Raw genomic sequence first — 19,890 nt, forward strand, 5'->3', positions numbered from 1 at the left:
AGTCCTTACAGTTGCTTGCCATTTCCCGGAGGGAAGTTTGCGCAGGTAGGGCATGGAACCTTTCGCTAATCGTGTCGAGTCTTCTACGCCACAAACGTCCTTACGAGGCGACGGGCCCGACAACGGAATGAGTACGACGCCTCTCCATAAGGGCCTGAACATCGCACCCGGGGATCCGCACACGGGAACGTTCGACCCCTGTACGGAGGTCAATCACTGAAAGCTCACCGAGGGCGATGTATCGGTATACGGAGCGCCGACTCACGTCGAGTATTTCGGCGACACTCCGAACGGAATGCAGCTTGTCGCACATCAACGAGCGCCTTTCGACTGGGCCGCAGTTCCCCTTCCGAGGCAGCGGGCATGGCAATGGTCAAGTCCACACCTGTTCCACCGCCAAGCAGTCAGTGCAGACGCCCTACACGATCCGGAGAATCCCCGGTTTCGCTAACCGGGGATCGTCTGCTATGTATCGCCCTGCGCCACGGGGCAGGGCCTCTCGCTCTGATCCGAGGCCGGTCAGACCGCCAGTCGATAGGCCCGCAGGGCAGGGGTCGCGCCGTCAGTGGCGAGCACCAGCAGCCCGTCGTCGGTGAGGCGGTCGAGGTTCTGAGCGACGACTCGCTCTGAGACCCCAATGGCTCGGGCGACATGGCGAGTCATAGCTCCAGGGTGCGCTGCGACGTGCGCGAGGACCGCGCGGTCGCGGTGGTAGCCGCGCTGCAGCAGGTCCTCACCGAACAGCCCGGCCGCGCAGACGCACAGGCACAGTGCCGTGGACAAGGAGACGTAGTCCTCGGCCTGTTGGGCCGTCCACGCGTTCATGGCACCGAGCGCCAAGAGGATGGGGACGGTAAAGCGGGCAGATCGGATAGCCGGGTTCGGCAGGTGGGCCTCCGTGGGGTCGGGCGCTCTGTCACGAGGCCGAGTGGCGTGGGCTGCGGGCTGTCGTGGGACTGGTCGGCGCGCCGCCCGCCAGAAGCCCATACCCCTTCACTGACCTGGTGTTTTCCGGGACGTTGTACGTTGACATGGTCCCGGAGGAGGTTCCAGTCCCTCGGGGCTCTTTCTCGTCTGCCGAGGGCGAATCCGCCTGGATGCGCCCAGCGCAGCAGCTGCTGTGCCTGGGCTTATCCGGCTTGGAGCAGGTCTCCCGCGATCCTGGTTGCGCAGGAGCTGGGCGATCTCGTCAACGGCGGCTTACTCATCACCGGTAGAGACGGCCCGCCTCGGCTTCGCGGGCCATCCACCCTCGGGGTGATGGCGGATGCCTGGGCCTGCCTGCGGGTATCGGGTTCGTGGTAGGCGGCATCGGCGGAGCCGGCAGTGTGCCAGTGGCCGGCCAGGGCTCCCGAGAGGGTGGCGTCGCGCGAGAGCGAGCGAGGATCGGGCTTGATGGAGTGGGCATACAGGCGTCCTCTGCCGGGAGCGCCGAGGAGGCGGAATCGGCCTCCGTGTCCCGATCCCAGGCCGATTGTCAGTGGCATCTGTCAGGGTGTGCGCAATGCGTGGCGAGACGAGGGGCGGTATAGGTGTTGCAGCGTGATGACTCGGGTGTCTCCGAGTCATTCGATCTTGATTCGCTGACAGTGGGGGACCGCCTACGACTGTTCAATTTCACGCAGCGTGATGACCACGTGGCGTATCTGTGGGTGTTGCGGGCGATGAACGTTCTACGGGCTGTTCACCAACTGCAGGTCCACCCCGACGACGTGGCGAACGCACTGAACGAGCTCGCGATAGCGCACGACGAGGTGCCGTCCGCCGCTGGCCTGAACCTGCGGGCCATGCTGGACAACCTCTCCTCGGACAATGAGCAGGTGCTCTACCGAGTGGAGGACGCGGCGCGGTGCGGCAATCTGGCCGCATACCGGAACCGGCAGTCGGTCTACCAGTTCACGGAGATCGGCTACCGCGTCTATTGCGCGGTGGAAGAGGTCATCGGCTCCCGCGTGCAGGACGCGAACCTGTCGCGGCTGGTCTTCGCCGACATCCTGGCGGACTTCAAGGCGCTGGCTGCCGCGAACCGATCGGGTGACCAGGACGAGGTGTATCGCAAGCTCGCCCGGCTCGACACCGTGCTGGAGGACATGACCCAGCGGGCGGCACGCTTCTATCTGACCTTGAACGACGTGGCGCGCACGACGGACGTCTCCCCGGAGACGTTCCTGCGGTACAAGCACGCGCTGCTGGCGCACATGAGTGAGTTCACCACGGAGCTGGAGCGCTACGCGCCTCGGCTGGCCGAGGCTGTGTACGAGGTGGAAGACAGCGGGGTGGAGACCCTGTTGGAGCGGGCCGCCGCGGTGGATGAACGGCCGATGATGCGGCCGGCCGCGCGGCTTGAGGACTGGCGGCGGCGCTGGACGGGTCTGCGCCAGTGGTTCTTGGCCGACGGCCCTGGGGAGACCAAGGCTGCCCAGCTGCAAGGCGCTACCCGCACGGCCATTTCGGGGGTCATTGCCCTGCTGCGGCAGGTGACGGAGTCACGTCGAGGAGGGGTGAGCCGGACAACCCAGCTGCGGCATCTTGCCGCCTGGGCGGCGGCTGCGCCGGATGAGCAGGCGGCGAACGCGCTGGTGTCCGCTGCCTTCGACCTGCGTTCCGTGCGGCATCTGTCGGGTGCCCACGCCGACGATGACCAGATTTCTCCGCGGGCGACGTGGTGGGATGCGCCCGGTGTGGAGATCAGCATCAGCCTGTTCCGGCATGGCAAGCGGCCTGCGCCGGGCGGGCCCCAGCCGGTCCGGACGCGTCGTGGCGCGCACGCCCGGCTGCGAGAGCAGCAGCTGGCGGATCGGGCCGCGGACCGGGAGGCCGCCACGGATCTCCTGGACCACGGCCCCCACGACCGGGTGTTGAGCGAGGCCGAGATCCGAGCCGTGCTCAAGCTACTGACCCGTGCCCTCCAGGCACGAACGGTCGTCGCGGGTCGGCTGCGTTCGGGGACCGGCAGCAGCGACGTGCTGACGCTGCGCCTGGTCCCGAACGAGCGCGGCAGCCAGCTGCGGACCCAGACCGGCACGCTGCACCTGCCCGGCTTCGCCCTGGAGATCAAACCCCATGGTGCGATGCGCCGGCGCCGAATGGAGAAGCCCTGATGCCCGCCCATCGCGTCGCCGCCTCAGTGGAGGCTGCGGACCTCGGCTCGTACCAACAAGCTGCCCGGCTCATGCTGTTGCATGGGGTTGTCACCGAGACCTATCCCCGAGCCAAGGCGCTGGCTCTGGTGCTGCAGTGGTCAGACGAACTGGCCAAGGACTTCCGCGACTTGTTCGGCTACTCCTTGCAGACCAGTGCCCGTCACGCCCGGCTGCTGCGGCGGCTGGATGCTTTCGATGCCAGCCAGGCGTTCCTCACGGTGAAGAGTAAGAGGCCGTTCGATCGGCGGCGTCTGGCCTACCTCTGCCTGATCCTCGCCTGCTTGCACCGGTCACGCGTCGAGATCAACCTCGCCGACCTCGTCAAGCTGCTCACACCGTCCGCCAACGCAATCGAGCACCTGGGCTTCGATGCGACCGCACCGGGCCACAAGGATGCAGTCGTGGATGTGATGGACTGGCTTGTCGACCGGGGTGCGCTGCGGATCTCCGATGGCTCCATGGAGGACTGGGCCCGTGACCATGACCGCGGCGATGCGCTGTTCGACATCGACCACGACACCTGCGCGGCACTTTTCAGGCCGAACAAGCCGCTGCAGCACCTGGTCAGCGCTGTCGGCCTGCTGGACACCCCGACCGCCGGTACCGGTCGGGACCCTCGTCGGCGCTTTGCTGCCCAGCGAGCCCGCCGGCTGCTGATCGAGTACCCGGTGGTCTACTTCAGCGACACCGACGCGGAGACGGCGATAGCGCTGCGCCAGCCCACCCTGGCGGAGGACATCGCACGGCTGACCGGATTGCCGGTCGAGCGCCGCGCAGAGGGGATCATGCTCGTCGACACCACGGGGCATTTCACTGACAAGCGATTCCCTGGCCGCGGCGGGGCGGTCAACCGCACCGCCGGGCTGATGCTCGCGAAATTCGCGGACCTACGGGAAGACCCGGACCGGGCCCGCAGTCTTCAGTACCTACTGCCCGCCGGACCAGGCGAGGAACACGCGGACCTGCTGAGCCGCATCGACATGGCCCTACCGCAGGCCGGCACGCTCGCGGCCTTGGCACAGGACCCGCATTCGGACGCCGGCTGGCCTGCGGACGAGGCCGATCCGAACGTGCCAGTGCATGACGGGCAGGCGGGCCTGCCGTTTGTGGAACACGGCACGCTGGAGCAGATGATCAACGAGCTCTATGAAGAGTTCGGCCCCTCATCCTTCACCAACAAGTGGCAGGCCGACCCCGGCGGGCTGCTGGCAGAGGCGGTCGCACTCCTGGCCGACCTGCGCCTGGTCCACATCGTCCCCGGCGGAATCCTGGTCCGGCCCGCGGTCGGCCGCTACCGCAACATCACCGCCGTCCTGCCGCGCCCCGCGCACGGCCAGTTCGCTCTCGACTTCCCCCTTGAGGACACCTCTCAATGACGCTCATCCCCCACTCCCGCACCGCTCACGAGCCGGAGGTTCGCTTCAAGCCCACGCGCGCCGGAGTGATCGGCCTTTGGGACTACACCGACGAGGAGTTCGTCTTCGCCGATGGCCGACTGGTCCTGCGGGGGCACAACGGCTCCGGCAAGACCAAGGCCCTCGAAGTGCTGTTCCCCCTCGTGCTGGACGGTGTCCTCGACGCAAGGCGTCTTGATCCGTTCAGCGGCGAGGAGCGGACCATGAAGTCGAACCTGCTCTACAAGGGGCAGGAGTCCGCCTACGGCTATGTGTGGATGGAATTTGCCCGCACCGGCCCTGACGGGGAGGTCCTCGAAGCCGTCACCGTGGGGATCGGCATGCGGGTGACCAAGGCGATGTCCACGCCGGCGCGCTTCTTCTTCGTCACCGACGGCAGAGTCGGCATCGATTTCGGCCTGCTGGACGCCGCCTCGCGCCCGCTGCGGGAGAAGGCCCTGGAGCAGATGCTGGGCAAGAAGGCCATCTTCGACACGGCGGAGGCGTACCGGGAAAAGATCGATGACCGGTTGTTCGGGCTGGGCCGCGAGCGCTACAGCCAGCTGGTCAACCTTCTGCTCCAGCTGCGACGCCCGCTGCTGGCCAAGGACCTTGACCCGGTCAAGCTGTCCGACACCCTCACCGCCGGCCTGCGCCCCGTCGACGATGACCTCATCCTGCAGGCGGCCCGCGACTTCGAGAACCTCGCCGAGATCCAAGCGCTCCTCACCGCCCTGACGGGGGCGGATACCGCAGTCCGGAACTTCCTGCGGGAGTACACCAGTTACCTGCGTGCCTATGCCCGTGACCGCGTCGACCAGGTCACCGGTCGTATCCAGGCCACAGCCGCCCAGTGCGAGAAGATCACGGAAGCCGCCGAGGACCTCCGCGCCTCCGAGCGGCAGCTGACTTCCGCACAGCAGGAGCGGGATACCGCCGAACGCCAGTGCAACGAAATCGGCGCCCGCCTGGCCGAGTACAAGAACCACGACGCCATCAGGCAACGTGACGATCTCAAGGAACTGCGCGACCGCGTACGCACGGAACGCCGGGGCATCGCAGACGGCGAGCGCCATCTCAGCCAGGCCCAGAAGAACTTGGCCACTCTCAAGGGGGAGGCTGAGCGCGCTGTCCAGCGGCACGATGAGCTACACGAAGCGGCCTCTCGGCACACCCGCCGTCTGATGGATGCCGCGCGCCGCTGCGGCATCCTGCACGACGACGCTGCGCTGGATCATGGCGCCGATCTTGATACGGACGTAGCGGGTCGCGTAGCCGCGCGGCGCAGCGAACTGGAGGACGTACGCGCCCACCTCAGCGCGTTCGAAGACGCCACGAAAGACCAGGAACGCGAACAGGACCACTGTGACGCGGCCAGCGGTGAGCTGACCGAGGCCGAGCGGCAGTCCGCAGAGGCAGCCGAGAAGCTCACGATCGCCCGCACCACGACCAGACAGGAACTGGACGAGTTCATCAGCCGCTGGAGCAGCGGCAACGACATCGCGGTCTTGGCCGCCGCCGACGGTGACGCGCTGCGCGCGGCCATCGACGCGGTGGGGGACCCCGAAGCGTCCCCGCTGCCGGAGGTGTTTCGTTCTGTCACCGACGAGCGCCGCACCAGGGCCATGGCCCGCGTCGAGACTTTGAAGCGGGAGCACAGCGACACTTCGGACGCGTTGCGCAGCAGACAGGATGAGCGCGACACCGTGGCGGCCGAGGCTGATGACGCGCCCCCACACAGTGACCTGCGTCCTGCCAGCCGTGATGATCGGCCCGGCGCCCCGCTGTGGCAGCTCGTGCGGTTCGCAGATCATGTTCCGGACGACCATGCAGCCGCTGTGGAGGGTGCCCTGTACGCGGCCGGCCTACTCACCGCCTGGCTGCATCCTGACCCCGCGCTGACCGAGCAGGCACTGCACGACAAGGTCGCCGACGCCTATCTGCGCCCCCTGCCTCCCGCACAGCGGCCCACCGGACCCACCCTGGCCGACGTCCTGGTAGTCGAAGATCAGCAGCTTGTCGACGCCGCGGACGTACAGGCTGTCCTGGCGTCCATCGCCGTAGTGGACGACGCCACTGCAACGGACGAGGCACTGCGTGCTCCAGCGGTCACGACCGGCTCGCACTTCTGCCTCGGCGTCCAGGTCGGTGCGCACCCCAAGGACCAGCCGGAGTACATCGGGGCCACCGCGCGGGCCGCCCGGCGGCGCGAACGGTTGCGCCTGCTCGAAGAATCCATCGCCGCCCTGGAAGCTCAGCTCGTCGGCATCGAAGAGCAGCAGCGGTACGCGCAAGAAGCATTCGACGACTTCGACCGCGCCAGGTGCGAGCTCCCCCGCACCCGGCCGATCACCGATGCGGTAGGCGGGGTGGCCGTGGTGGCGGAGAAGGTCGCCGGCGCCCGCCGCCGCCTCATCGAATCCCGCAAGCGGCTCGACGGGGCGATCGCGCGCGCCCATGAGAAGAACCGGCAGCTTCGCCATGCCGCGACGGCCGCACGGCTGCCCACCGTCCGTGGGGAACTGGACAGCGTCGCCCAGGCCATCGACGACTTCGCCGACGCCGGCAAGGCGCTCTCCACCTGCCGTGAGCAGGCCGAGGCCGCCGAGCGCGACATCGCCGGCCGCAAGGAGATCATCGCAGTGCAGACCGAGTCCTGCGCAGAACAGGCTGAGGCGCTACAGGCGCGCAAGGACGACTTCGCCGTTCAGGAGGAACGTCTGCGCACCCAGGAAGTGACGCTCGAAGCCCCTCTGCAGGAGATCTTGCAGCAGATCGCGGACGCGGAGGAGCAGCTCACCGCGGCGCAGAAGACGTACAGCCGTGCGAAGAAGGACGCCGAAGAGCAGCGAGACCGGCTTCTGAAGGCCGACCATGCCCTGGAGTTCGGCCGTACAGCACTGGCCACGGCCGTGGCCGAACAGGTGCGCACCACGCTCACGCTGGAGCCGTATGCCCGGCCTGACCTCCTCGGCCTCCTCGAAGCGAACGCCGAGACCGTCTGGTTGCCGCACGACATGTGGCCGAGCCCCGAGCAGGCAGTCCAGGCCCTCATGGACAGCCTGACCTCGCCCGGCACTTCCCTCACGGGCATGGAGGCCGCCCAGAACGTCGTCCCCCCTTCCGTCGCCTCCTTGATCAACGCGCTCGACGAAGCAACACGAGGACGGCCGATCACCGCGAGCCTCCTGAAGACCGTAACCACCAAGATCTCGACCGCTATCACCGCGCTGGAGGCAGCCCTGCTGGAATCCGATCAGGGCTACCTCTTCGAGTGGGAACCGGCCGGTGACATCATCCTGGCCCGGGTCACCGACAGCGAAGGGCCGACGCCCGTGGCGGACTTCGCCCGCCGCCTGGCCGAACAGCTCGCCGATCAGAGCGTGCTACTGGAAGACAAGGAACGGACCGTCCTGGAGGACGGCCTCCTGACCGGGCTGGCCGAACAGATCCACGACCGTACCGTCGCCGCCCGCGACCTGGTCAAGAGCATGGACGCCGACACCCGCTCCAAGCCGATGTCCTCCGGGACGACGGTGGGTATCAACTGGGTCATCTCCGACGCGCTCACAGACTCCCAGCAGGCCGTCAACAAACTGCTCGACAAGGACGCCTCTGGTCTCGGCCCGGCCGGGCTGGCCGAACTGCGCTCCCACCTGCGCAGCCAGATTCGCGCCAAGGCCGCTGCCGACAAGAAGAGGAGCTACCAGCAAGTGATCGCGGAAGTCCTGGACTACCGCGCCTGGCGCAAGTTCGAGCTCCGTCTGTTCCGGCCGGGCATGAGCGAGGAGGAGCGGAAGAGGGGAGAACTGCTCACCAAGGCCAAGCACAGCGTGATGTCCGGCGGCGAGAAGTCCGCCTCCATCCACCTGCCTCTCTTTGCAGCCGCCCACGCCCAGTACAGCTCCGCGTACCCCACCTGCCCGCGGCTGATCGCCCTTGACGAGGCTTTCGCCGGCATCGACGAGAAGTACCGCCCGGATCTGCTCGCCCTCACGGCCAAGTTCGACCTCGACCTCTTCATGACGGGCTACGACCTGTGGATCACCTACCCCGACGTGCCGCAGATCTCGCACTACGACCTGAAGCACGACGAGGCGTCTCACACCGTCTCCGCCATGTTGCTGGTCTGGGACGGTGAACAGGTCCTCGATGACCTCGAGTACCCCGGATCCGACGATCTGGCCGCCGAACTCCTCGGCTTCACGCCCCGTCGGCACGTTCCCGCCCAGGCAGGGCTGCTCGCGGACATCCCCGAGGACGAGCCGACAAACGACGATGGCGAGGAAGCAGAATGACAGAGGCGTACGAGCGCTACCGAGCCCCCGAGTTCCGTCGGCTCCTGGCCGCTGCCCGGCGCTCACTCGAGCGCAATGGCGGCGAGATCAAGGGCTCCATTGGCCTGGCCAACCCGACCACGGCCGAACGCAACGCCATCATCGGCATCACCGGTACATACCGGTCGGCCGACGTCCGCCGCATCACCATCCCCCTCTCAGCATTGGAGCAGAGCGTCCGCAACGTCACGGGCATGACGCTCCGCGATGTCCTCGAAGGGATCGGCCCCGAGCTGCGCTTTCGCGCCGATGAGCGGACCGCGCTCGATCAGGCCCGGCAGACGATCCTTGCTGAGGGCGAGGCCAGCCCGTTGTACGCCGAGCACTCCTGGTACCGGCGGTGGCTGGACGGACTCGCATCCGACGGCACGATCACCACGCTGATCAACAAGAAGGACACCCACCTCTTCAGCCAGGCCGTCCGTGTCCTGGAACACCTCTGCAACCGGCCCAGCGACGCTCCACCGATCATGCTGCCCGCCTTGGCCGATGCCACCACAGGAGACACCAAAGCCCTCAACCCCGGCCGCGGCTCTCTCCCGTCTCTCGTCCTGCGGGCCCTGGCCATGGCACGTGGAATCCCGCTCGGATCAGGAGCCGAGGCTCGGCGCGAGTTGTGGGACGCCTTCGACGTCATCGTCGATGACCTCGCCAGCCGTGTCCTCGTCCTCAATCTGCCCGCGACCGGCCAGGGGCTGGGCCAGTGGCTCACCGACGCCGCCCGCTACGGCACTCCCTTCCACGTCACCCTCCACCAGCTCGTCACCTTGCCGATCACCGTGGACCTGCCCATGGTGTACGTCTGCGAGAACCCCGCTGTACTCCGCCGTGCCGCCGGTGAGCTCGGTGCCGGCAGTCCGCCGCTGATCTGTGCCGAGGGCCGGCCCTCGACCGCCTTCCACCGGCTGGTGCGACTGATCGTCGAAGCCGGTGGAACCCTGCGCTACCACGGGGACTTCGACTGGCCCGGCATTGACATGACCAACCAGCTCCGCGCCCGCTACAGGGCTGAGCCCTGGCGGATGAGCACTGCGGACTATCTCAGCGCGGTTCGCGTTGACAGCGATCACGTCACACTGAGCGGCAAGACACAGGACACTGCCTGGGAGCCGGGGCTCGCCGAAGCCATGAAGCGGGAGAACCGCGCCGTCTACGAAGAGGCCGTCGCTGACGTCCTCCTGGCGGACTGGAAGGGCCAGGCCGGAGCAGGGAGCGACAGGCAAGCGCCGGGCCTACGGCCCCGCCTGCCCCGTAAGACACAAGCGCATGCCCAGTGACCCGATCACTCGACCACCATTTTCAAGCCAATGTCGACCCTCGGTCCGCCCCGGCGCTTCGAGCAGCAGATCATGGTCATGCCCTGTGCGGTCTCCGAGAGCGTGCCTGGTTTTCAGGAGTGTTCAGATACAAGAGGCCGTCGACAGGCCAGCTCAGCGATAGACAAGGAAAAGACCTTGCTTGACTTCACAGAACTCCCAAAGGATGGCGAAGGGTTCGAACTACTGGTACGTGACGTGGCCATGCTCTTGGGGTTCAAGGCGCGCTGGTCCGGCAGGGGTCCTGACGGAGGACGGGATCTCCTCCTTGAGGAACCAGGATCCCCGTTGCTGGGCAGCAAGATCCGTTATTGGCTCGTCTCTTGCAAGCACATGGCACACGCCAACGGGGGCATGGGGAGATCCGTCGGCCTCGACGACATCGGAGCGGACGGCGGCATCATTGACGCAGTGACTCAGCACCGAGCCCAGGGCTACCTGCTGGCCTGCTCCACACAGCCGTCGAGCGCCGTAGTCACACGCCTGGAAGCCATCGAACGGAACAAGGGAATCCCGGTACACGTCTGGGACAGCGCCGATATTGAACGCGCCCTTGATACCGAGAAGGGATGGCCCATCGCTCAGCGTTTTCTTCCAAAAAGCGCGGGAGGTTGGCGCATTATCAACACCGGTCAATCTAACGAGTTCACCGGTGTGACTCGAGGCTACTACATCAAGTTTGCGAACCGCGATGGAAGCCGTCTGTACACAGCAATCATGGACGATTGCTTGGACCTCATCGAGTCCGTTCAACTCTCTGAGAAGGATGAGCTACGACCGCGGGCGGTCTACTACGACGACAGATACACGCGGCTCTACTGGCAGCTCGACTATCTCCACGAACGCCTTGCCGACGATCCTGCCGTCTCGGAGACCTCAATGCGGCAGCTCGCAAGGCATCTTGTTAAAGCCTTCGACCTGTCCGACACCATGAGGGGTGTAGACATCGACTTCTGCGTCCGAGCGCGTAGCGTCTCACGTCATAGTGATGCGTACAACCCAGACCACTACACCTTCTACAATAAGATACGCCCCGAATCATTTGGCCCCTGGGGATATTGACGAACTTGTACAGGTCGGCGATGGCACGTCACTGAGCATCCTCCCGCCTTTGACAGGCGCCGATGAGCAGGGAGCTGACCCCTAGCATGGCCCGCTTGAATGGACGGCCGCAGGGCGGGGCCGCACAGATCACACCGCTGCGGACAGCCAGAAACGCTGGCGTGCACGTGGGGCGATGAGGGTCAGCTCTGGGGTGCGGCAGTGGCCCGCCCACACCCAGCGGGCACAGCACCGGGAACCGCCCTCGTCCGCGGGTGGGTGCGCGCCCCCACAGATAGGGCTTCACCTGAAAGCCCTCCTTGCACAGACGGGGCGTCTGACGGCCCCGAGGGAGGAAGCTGTTACGTGGTGTGCACAGTGGCTTCCTCGTCGCTCTGTCCTGGCAGCAGTTCAACAAGTGACCAGGGCAGGACGGTGAGGTCGGTGACGGACCCGGGAAGCCGCGGATAGCGTTCCAGCTGGTGCATTTTCTGCATCAGGGCGAAGCCGTCCTCCGCCGTGACGAATCCCGCTTTCACGGCCAGCTGCATGATTCCGAGTGTCTCCGCCGTCATGATGCCCTGCCTGATCGCATACTCCAGCGCGGACTTATCATCCGATATCCACCAGGCGCCGGCGAACTGGGGCCAGTGCTGGATGATGTGGCAGGTCTCAGCCTCTCCGAGGTGCTGCAGGTTCCGGTCGGCCTGGCCGCCGAACACGGCTGTGCGGAGGTGCGCGACGCTCTCGCGGTCGTCCGGAGCGGTTACTCGGATGGCTTCGCCGAGCCAGCCCTGCTGCCTCAGGTCGTGAAGGGCAGGCAGCTTTTCGGCCGATTTGCGTGCCTCCCGCGCCACCGCCGCGGTCCACTTGCCGCGGCCGTCCAGGACCGCACGAAGCAGGTCTAGGCGTTCGATAGCTGCGAAGTTGCACAAGACGGTGTTGTCCGGAAACAGGATGTCGCTCATGCGGCGCCGCCGTTGTCCTGTTCAGCCGCGAGTTGGTTTCTGAGCTCGTCGACGTCGACGCCAAGTAGCGATGCGTACGGGCGCAGGGTCGCCTTGCCGGCCTCATAGGCGGCGCGCGTGTCGCGTGCCAGGAGTCCAGGGAGCCTCTTCTTCTCCGAGGTGGCGACTCGCCGGTCGAGTTCGTCTGCGCGGCCGGCGACGGCTGCGGCCTCGCGGGCGGTCATGCGCTTGTAGTAGTCGCAGGTGCCAGCGTCGATCACGCGCAGTTTGAGCAGTCGGTAGGCCAGGGTCTCGGGGCTGACCCTGAAATCGCAGCACAGCGCGCCAAAGCTTCCCCGGGTCAGCCTCGCTGCGCCGACGGCTGCGCGCAGGCTGTGCTCAGGCAGCAGGAAAGCGGAGGCGAAGGCGTTGGCTCGCTGCTCGCTTGGATCTTTCTTCTGGGCCTGGTCGAAGATGTCCCGATCGAGGTGGACGTCCTGGTCGTCGTCGGCGAGGAGGTGCCCGAGCTCGTGGGCGAGGGTGAAGCGCTGACGTGCCGGGTTTGGCGTCGTGCTCAGGAGAATGAGCTTGGCACCTTGGCCCATCGCGGCGAGGCCGTCAAAGCCGTCGCCCAGCGGCTCGACGGCCACATCCGCGCCGAAGACCGCCTCGATCAGTTCCGGCAGGCCGTCCTGCGTCACGGACCGTCCCTGGCGCTCCACCGCCCTCAGAGCTGATTTCGCCAGCGCCTCGCCCTGGGCGGTGTAACTATTGCCGGTTCGCGCTGTCGGGGAGACGGGCCGCCAAGGCTGCGGATAGCCGAGCTTGTCCAGGTCGGCGCGGCGGGCAAGGTAGTCCCGGGCGGCTGCCAGGGCTTCGGATGCCTTTCCCGTGGTTGTTCTCGCTGCCACGGCCAGGGGGGGCTCGGACCCGGTGAGCAGCCAGTCCATCGAGACGTGGAATTCATCGGCAATGACCGCGAGTTCGACGGCTGAGAAGGGGCTGGCGCCGCTGAGGCACTCAGTGAGCTGCTCGGCGTCGAGGTCGGCCTGGTCGGCGAAGTCGTGGATGCTCAAGCCCGACTGGTCGATCAGGCTTCTCACACGATCGGAGATGCTGGACACCCGTGGACAGTAGTCCGCCATCTGCCCAGTTCACAAGGCACGCCATAGGCGAGCTCGAAGGTCGGCGCGGGAACCGGGTGCGGCTCGGCGTAGGGGTCGAGACCGTTTGGTCCTATCGGGCCTTGACCTGCTCGTACAGGGTGCCTTCCGCTTCACTCATCTCGCGCTCGACGGTCTCGGTGAGGGTCGGGTTGTCGATGAGGACACCGAACTCGACGTTGTTGTTCTCCGCGCTCCAGGAGAAGTTCGCGCTGGTCACGAGGAGAAGGTGGTGGTCGATGGCGAGGAATTTGGCGTGATTTCGCACGTAAGTGCCGTCGAAGGTCTTGGTCCGCCACACCGCTGCGGGTCTCAGCTGCGCGGCAACTTCCGTGGTGGTGGGCGCCCGGGACGCCCCGCGGTCATCTGCGGCTCTGGTGTCCAGGTAGACGCGTACGGCGACCTCGGACCGCTGTGCGGCCTTGTGCAGCGCGGTCCACAGGCCGGAGGAGCGCTGGAAGTTGAAGGTGGAGCAGGTCACCGTGTGGCGCGCGTTGTCGACGAGGTAGGGCACGGATGTGGTGAGCGGTCCGCTCTGGGCCAGGTGGCCGGGCATGGTCCAGAGCGGGGTGACCGAGGTGGGCAGCGTTCGTGCGCCCTCGATGGCGCGCAGGAGGGCGATGTGGTGGACCGCTGCCCCTGGCCCGTTGGCGACTTCCTCCAGGAGCCTTCTGGCCTCTGCGCGGTGACCGAAGGCGACGGCTTTGAGCGCGGAGGTGAGGGTGTCGCCGTCGGTGAGCCGGTCGGCGACACCCTTGGCCTCGCTGCGAGTGAGGAGTCGGCCCAGGCGCAGGCCGGCCTGGGCTTCACTCATGGGGCGAGAAGTAGCCGAGATTGCTTCCGGGCAGGTCGAGCAGGAAGCGGCGGTCGAGGAACCGGTTGGCGCGTTCGCAGGAGGTTTCCGACGCCATGACGCAGCAGTGGCAGGCGGCGCCGTGGAGGAAGTCCTCCGGGTCCTGGGGGGTGCGCATGGAGCAGACGGGGTCGGAGGAGCAGCGCTGCGCTTTGTGCAGGGCGTCGGCGACGACGCGTTGGAATCGGGTGGGCTCGCTGAGCTGGACGAGGCCGCCGAGGGTTCCGTCGCTGTCCGAGGCGGTGGTGCAGATCAGCAGCCCGGCTGCGGGCTCCCGGTTCTCGGCCTCGGGCCAGGCGTAGAGGCGTTCGCTGAGGCTGGCGGCCGAGTAACCGCAGGTGAGCGCGAGTTCGCGGATCAGGATGTGGGCAAAGGTGTGCAGGAGCCAGTAGCGCGGGGGCTTGAGACGGCTGTCGGGGTCGATTTGGCCGGCTGTCTCGGAGAAGCGTCGCTCGAAGTTCCTGCGGTGCGCTTCCCGGTGGGCCTGCCACACGTCGGTGTCCAGGATGCGCTTCTCCCAGCCGGCGACGGAGGCTTCGTCGAGCTGGAGGAAGATGCCCTCGCCGCGGTCCTCGGTCGCCACGGTCCACTTCGGCCGGGCTGTCCGGGTCAGCGGTGCCAGGCGGCGTGAGAGGTCGCCGACGCGGTCCATGTCGTCGATCCTGGTGAAGCCGACCAGGGCGTTGACCTTGCGGAGCTTTTCTACGGCCAGGACGCGGGTGATCTCGGGCCGGAGCTTGTCCCCGCGTTCTCGGGTGGCCAGGGTGAGCCCGCTCTTGGGATCTTCGTTGCGCGCGCCGAGCATGGGAAGCAGCAGGTGCTGCCACTCGGGCACCAGTAGGTCGACCGGATCCCAGTTCCGGCGCTTTTCCGCCTGCTCCTCTGGCGTGTCTTGGGGGGCGCAGGCGGCTTCGACGGCCGCGGCGAGTTGGGGGTCCGTCAGGTCGGTGACGTCCACCTGGGACTTTTCCAGCAGGTCCCTGATGATGTCGAGATGTGCGCGGTATTTGTCGAGCTTGTCGCCCAGTGTGGTGCGGATCCGGTCGGCCAGGTCGCTTGCCTTCTCCTGCGGGGAGTCCGGCATGACGATGATTGACTGGGTGGCAGGGAACCACAGGTTGGAGGCGCCGACCAGCATCAGGCGGGTCTCGCGGTCGCAGCCGCGGTGATCGAAGGCATCCAGGTGCGGATGGCGGCCCCGGCATCGCGGCAGCTTGGCCTTGCCTGCCTCGCCCTGCGCCTCGTTCATCGGGCGCTGCACCTGGCACGACTCGCAGCGGATCACCGCCGAGGCGCCCTTGCCGGCGGTGCGGTCGACCATCTTCAGCACCGGCACTTCGGCGTTGCCACACGGCTGGCCGCGGTGCACCCACAGGTCGTAAGGGAACTCGTCCAGGTGCCCGTCGACGCACGCCAGCAGGTAGCGGGCGGGCACCGCCGGGCGGCGCATCGCCTTGCGGCTGCGGTTCCCGGCCCGGCCGGGGCACTTGGTGTGCTCGAAGATGGCCAGGTCGGTGCGGTAGGGGTGGGTGTTCTTGTAGTCGAACTGGGAGAGCTTGCCCAGCAGGTCGCAGCCGGTGCAGCGCAGCCACTGCGGGAACACACGGGCCGGCACCCCCAGGTCGTTGCCTTCCATGGAGCGGCTGTGCTTCTTCGGCTGCCACGGGTGAGGGCGCAGTTCGACGTCGTTGGAGCCGAGCATCATCCGCACCACGTTTTTCAACCGGGGTGCGTGGATGGACGGAGGCGTACCGCGACGGCGCCAGATGCGCTCCCAGTCGTCTAGGCCGGTGGACATGATCGTGAACTGCGGCAGGTCCATGATGGAGCCGGGGCCGTAGGTGTAGAGCAGTGAGGAGGGGCGGGCCGAGCCGACCTTGGCGCGGTTGTGCTTCGTCTGCTTCTCGGCCTCCTCTTCCAGGTCGCCGAGCGGGTCGACGGCCCTGGCGGCGTCGTAGACGAAGCGCTCCTGGTCGCTCACGAGTTCTCCTCCGGCATCACCCACTGGGGCGCGGTCATGGGTTCGATGTACACCAGTCGTTCCTTGATCGGGCTGACCAGGAGGTTGATTTCCGGCTGCACCTCGCGCATCGAGTTGGCCACGATGAACGGTGGCGCGTCCCGGGTGTCGATGCCGGACTTGGCGTCCTCGGCGCTCATCATCAGCGCGTCGTGGCGGCTGTCGTCCGTGACCTTTTCGTAGACCAGCGACTTGCGCAGCTCCACCAGGTGCTTGCGGCGCTTGCCCCACTGGTCCAGCCGGTTCTCCAGCCGGTGCCTGGCCCGCTCGGCGGCATCCTCGTTGCCTGTCAGCTCTATGCGGCGCACGAGCGCCTCGATGAGCTCGGTGGCGAAGTGTCGTTCGGTCTCGATGCGGTCGGCGCCGTCTTCGGGGGACAGGCCCTGGGTGCGTACGGCCTGCAGGACCCGGGCCGCGCTGACCAGGACGCCGTCCAGACCGCGCTCCAGCGAGGTGACCGAGAATGGCGTCACCGACAATGCCTCGACCTGGGCGTAGAACGTCTCGTGGTAATGCCGGAATTGCTCGAAGTGGGCCAGGTCGCGCGGCCGTGCCCAGTTTCCCAACGAGACGACCAGGCCAGGGCGGTCGGCGTCACGGCCGACGCGCGAGGATGCCTGGATGTACTCGGCGGTGTTTTTCGGCTGGCCGACCACCAGCATCAGCCCGAGCCGGGTCACGTCTACGCCGACCTGGAGCATGGAGGTGGCCAGCACTACGTCGTACGGGTTCACTTCCCGCTCGGGCACGCGCGTCTTCGCCTCCCGCAGGGTGCGCAGGTTCCGCTTGCCCGCGGTGGAGTCGAAACCGGGGTCGAATGCGACCGCCATCTGATCCAGGGTGGAGGTGATGTCCGCGCTGGCCACCCGTGAGGTCAGCTCGGCCACATGCAGGGCCCCGAAGTTGGTGCCGGTCCGGCTCGGCAGCCTGGACCAAGGACGGCGCTTGGCCAGCGCGGTCTGAATGTCATCCCCCATGTACCGGGCCATACCGGCCAGCTCACGCGTCGCGCTGAAGTAGCCGACCAGCGTCATGTACGGATCGGCCGCCTTGCCGGAACGGTCGAGAAGCAGTTGCCCGCCGGCCATGAGCACCTCGGCCACGCGGATCTCCGCCGTGGTCAGACGCACCCCCGTGGTGCTGATCCCGATATACCGGCGCCCTGGGGCCTTCTCGGAGATCTCGATCTCCTTGGAGAAGAAGGTATTGCCGGCGTCCAGCACCTGCGGTGGGAAGATGGTCACGTACCGCCCGTACAGAGCCCGCACCTGGTCGGCTGCGTTGCGGGCGGTGGCTGTGGAGGCCACCACGAGGGGACGCACCGGCTGTCCATCGTGGGTGCGCCAGCTCGTCATCACGTCGACGGCGACCTCGAACAGTCCGACCGTGGTGCCGAGGGAACCGGTGATCAGGTGCAGCTCGTCCTGGATGATCAGGTCCGGCGGTCGCAGCCGAGTCGCCGGGTGCAGGGCGGCGGCCTCCAGGCCATCCTTCTTCGGGTGCTTGCTGCCGTCCTTGATCGTGCAGTGCGGGTAGTCAGGGTGGACGAAGCCGTGACGTTCGCAGCGCCGCGAGACGTGCCCGAACAGCGACGCCGCCTCGCCCTCGCGTGCGAGTCGGGCGAACTTGTCCACCGTGGCGATCACGAAGGCGGGGGCGAGCCGGTAGATCTCTTCATCGACGGTCAGGACCGGCAGTCCTTCGGCGACCTCGCCGCCATCGGCGAAGGGGCACTCGGCCATCTCGTCGCCGCAGTACACGTACACGCGGCGATGCGCCTTGTCCGCCCGCACGTCCCGCGCCTCGATGCGGGTACCGCACCAGGGGCAGCGCTGGATCTGCAGCACGGTCAGCCGGTAGCCGCGGCCCTGGTTGGCCTTTTCCAGCTGGCTTTCGGCCTCGTCGTACCACTTCGGGCTCACATCGGTGCCGACCCACAGCCCGATCCGGAACGGCTCCTCTCCCCACGTCGCCGGGTCCTTCATCCGGGCCCGCTCCGCAGCACATACCAGGGCGGTGGCCCGCTGGAACTGCTGGGCGGTCAGCAGCCGCAGCGTGTAGCGCATCAGCACCGCCACGCCCAAGCGGCCGTCCAGCGGACCGTCGAACGCGTCGATGACGCCCTGACGGCGCCGGATTGCGAAGGTGTAGGCGGCCAGCCCCAGGTACGCCTCCGTCTTGCCACCGCCCGTCGGGAAGAACAGCAGCTGGGCTTTAGCAAGATCACCGGACCGCTTCTCGGCCGCAGGATCCGACAGCAACGGCAACTGCATCAAGACGAAAGCGAGCTGGAAGGTACGCCACGAGTGCGCACGGTTGCCCCGCTCCCCCTTCTGCCCTTCCTCCAGGATGGCTTCGCGCGCCTGCGCGATGCTCTCCCGGTCGTCCTCGCTCTGGTTCGCACGCCGCTGCGCCACCTGGGACTGGACACGCTGGTCGGCCATCACCCGGTTCATGAACCTGAAGCACCGCAGCGCCTCGGCATCATCCAGCAGGAACTTCAGTCCCTCATCGAGCTGCCTCAGCACCTTGCGTGCATCGCCGACCGCTTCCCGGCCCTCCGGGCGAAGATGCTCCGGCAGCGCCTCGGCCCGCTGTTCCTCAGCGTCCAGCCAGGCCGCGTAAGCGGACACGATCGGCTCCAACCCCGCGCGCAGTTGCTCCGGGGTGGCCTCCTCAAGCTGACGCATGTCCAGCATCGCCGCCTCGATCTCCTCGGCGGCGATCTGTGGTGTCTCGCTGGTCGGCAGCCACGTCGTCCACACCCTGCTGGCGCGGCGCACGTCCTTGTCGGCCTCCCAGTCCACCGAACACGTCCGCCCGACGGCAAACTCCAGCAGGTTGCGGTACTGCAGCTGCAGACGACGCACCTCGTCGTCCGGCTCGTAGCGCGTGTCCTTTAGAACATCGTTGACCGGCAGGAACACGGCCGCGCCATCAGCGGTCTCGACGCAGAGCCGGGTCTGGTAGAGCCACGCCTCCACGGGAATCTTGCGGGGCGTCTCCTTGTCGTTGCACAGCGCGATCTCGATCAGGCGGCAGCCACGCTCGGCGTCGTCGTGGCGGTCCACCCGCAGCACAACCTTGTCCTTCAGCACGAACGTCGTCGTGTGGGACGGCATCAGCTCGCTGACCTTGACCGTGGTCTCGAACCTGTGCGGCGTGCGCTGGTACCGGCGAAGACGCGAGGTCGGCTCCCCACCCTCGCCCTGCTTCTCCTTCACCGGCTCGTACGTGCCGAACTCGGTCACCACGGTGAACGCGTCCAGGTAGTCGGGAATCTGGCAACGCAGCCCCATGGAGGCCGGGATCATCAGCCCGCGCTTTTGCGGCTGGTCCTCGACGTCGTCCTCTTCCGAGCCGGCACTGCTCTCGTCCACCGCGGTCAAGGGCACGCCCCGGCTCTCGGCAGCGTCCACGGCGTCACCGACGTCAGTCGCGGCCTCCGCAGAATCTGACTGGGTGGGGTCGTCCTGGCCGGCGGTCAACCTGACCGGGGCGATACGGCCGATCAGATACGCGGAGTCCGGGGCACCTTCGAGGATCTCCTCGGGACCGCCTGCGGGGCCAAGGAGTTCACGCTCCAGGATGTCCACGAGATTCTCGCGCACCGTCCAGGAACGTTCATCCGGGTCAAGCGCGAGACGGTACGCCTGATCCTGCCGAGCAGAGGGCC

General features: G+C 67.1%; 12 protein-coding genes. 5 read left to right on the top strand and 7 right to left on the bottom strand.

All coding sequences use genetic code 11. The features are described 5' to 3' along the window. Positions 1-100: 100 nt before the first annotated feature. Together AC069T_RS08215 and AC069T_RS08220 are read right to left on the bottom strand one after the other, a co-directional pair. The gene (locus tag AC069T_RS08215; protein WP_079088113.1) at positions 101-313 is read right to left on the bottom strand and encodes a helix-turn-helix domain-containing protein; all 213 of its coding nucleotides are present in this window, start codon (positions 311-313) and stop codon (positions 101-103) included. A gap of 206 nt (positions 314-519) precedes the next feature. Continuing rightward, on the bottom strand, positions 520-825 hold the full coding sequence (locus tag AC069T_RS08220; RefSeq protein WP_478781943.1) for a winged helix-turn-helix transcriptional regulator: 306 nt from the start codon (positions 823-825) through the stop codon (positions 520-522). Positions 826-1,532: 707 nt separating this feature from the next. On the opposite strand from AC069T_RS08220, the gene AC069T_RS08225 reads away from it, so the two are divergent. The 5 genes from AC069T_RS08225 to AC069T_RS08245 are packed head-to-tail and all read left to right on the top strand — an operon-like array spanning position 1,533 to position 11,252. Beyond that, entirely contained in the window at positions 1,533-3,101 is a 1,569-nt protein-coding gene (locus AC069T_RS08225; RefSeq protein ID WP_478781944.1) for a TIGR02677 family protein, read from the top strand. Continuing rightward, the gene (locus AC069T_RS08230) at positions 3,101-4,519 is read left to right on the top strand and encodes a DUF2398 family protein (protein ID WP_478781945.1); all 1,419 of its coding nucleotides are present in this window, start codon (positions 3,101-3,103) and stop codon (positions 4,517-4,519) included. Before AC069T_RS08225 ends, AC069T_RS08230 begins: the two co-directional genes overlap by 1 nt. Continuing rightward, a complete protein-coding gene (locus AC069T_RS08235; protein ID WP_478781946.1) occupies positions 4,516-8,835 on the top strand; it encodes a TIGR02680 family protein in 4,320 nt (1,439 codons plus the stop codon). Before AC069T_RS08230 ends, AC069T_RS08235 begins: the two co-directional genes overlap by 4 nt. Beyond that, positions 8,832-10,151, top strand: a complete 1,320-nt coding sequence (locus AC069T_RS08240; RefSeq protein ID WP_478781947.1) for a TIGR02679 family protein — start codon at positions 8,832-8,834, stop codon at positions 10,149-10,151. Before AC069T_RS08235 ends, AC069T_RS08240 begins: the two co-directional genes overlap by 4 nt. Before the next feature lie 30 nt (positions 10,152-10,181). Then, entirely contained in the window at positions 10,182-11,252 is a 1,071-nt protein-coding gene (locus tag AC069T_RS08245; RefSeq protein WP_478781948.1) for a restriction endonuclease, read from the top strand. 341 nt (positions 11,253-11,593) lie between these two features. Here AC069T_RS08245 and AC069T_RS08250 read toward each other — a convergent pair whose 3' ends face one another. The 5 genes from AC069T_RS08250 to drmA form a co-directional block, all read right to left on the bottom strand. Continuing rightward, entirely contained in the window at positions 11,594-12,199 is a 606-nt protein-coding gene (locus tag AC069T_RS08250) for a PIN domain-containing protein (protein ID WP_478781949.1), read from the bottom strand. Next, positions 12,196-13,302 (bottom strand): ImmA/IrrE family metallo-endopeptidase, encoded by a 1,107-nt coding sequence (locus AC069T_RS08255; protein WP_478781950.1) that lies wholly within the window; start codon positions 13,300-13,302, stop codon positions 12,196-12,198. Before AC069T_RS08255 ends, AC069T_RS08250 begins: the two co-directional genes overlap by 4 nt. A gap of 112 nt (positions 13,303-13,414) precedes the next feature. Next, entirely contained in the window at positions 13,415-14,155 is a 741-nt protein-coding gene (gene drmC, locus AC069T_RS08260; RefSeq protein WP_478781951.1) for a DISARM system phospholipase D-like protein DrmC, read from the bottom strand. Continuing rightward, on the bottom strand, positions 14,148-16,175 hold the full coding sequence (gene drmB / locus AC069T_RS08265) for a DrmB family protein (RefSeq protein ID WP_478781952.1): 2,028 nt from the start codon (positions 16,173-16,175) through the stop codon (positions 14,148-14,150). The genes drmC and drmB overlap by 8 nt, the downstream gene beginning before the upstream one ends. Continuing rightward, positions 16,172-19,810 (bottom strand): DISARM system helicase DrmA, encoded by a 3,639-nt coding sequence (drmA, locus tag AC069T_RS08270; protein WP_478781953.1) that lies wholly within the window; start codon positions 19,808-19,810, stop codon positions 16,172-16,174. Before drmA ends, drmB begins: the two co-directional genes overlap by 4 nt. Positions 19,811-19,890: the final 80 nt, after the last annotated feature.

The sequence above is a fragment of the Streptomyces sp. NPDC043867 genome (assembly GCF_056435845.1).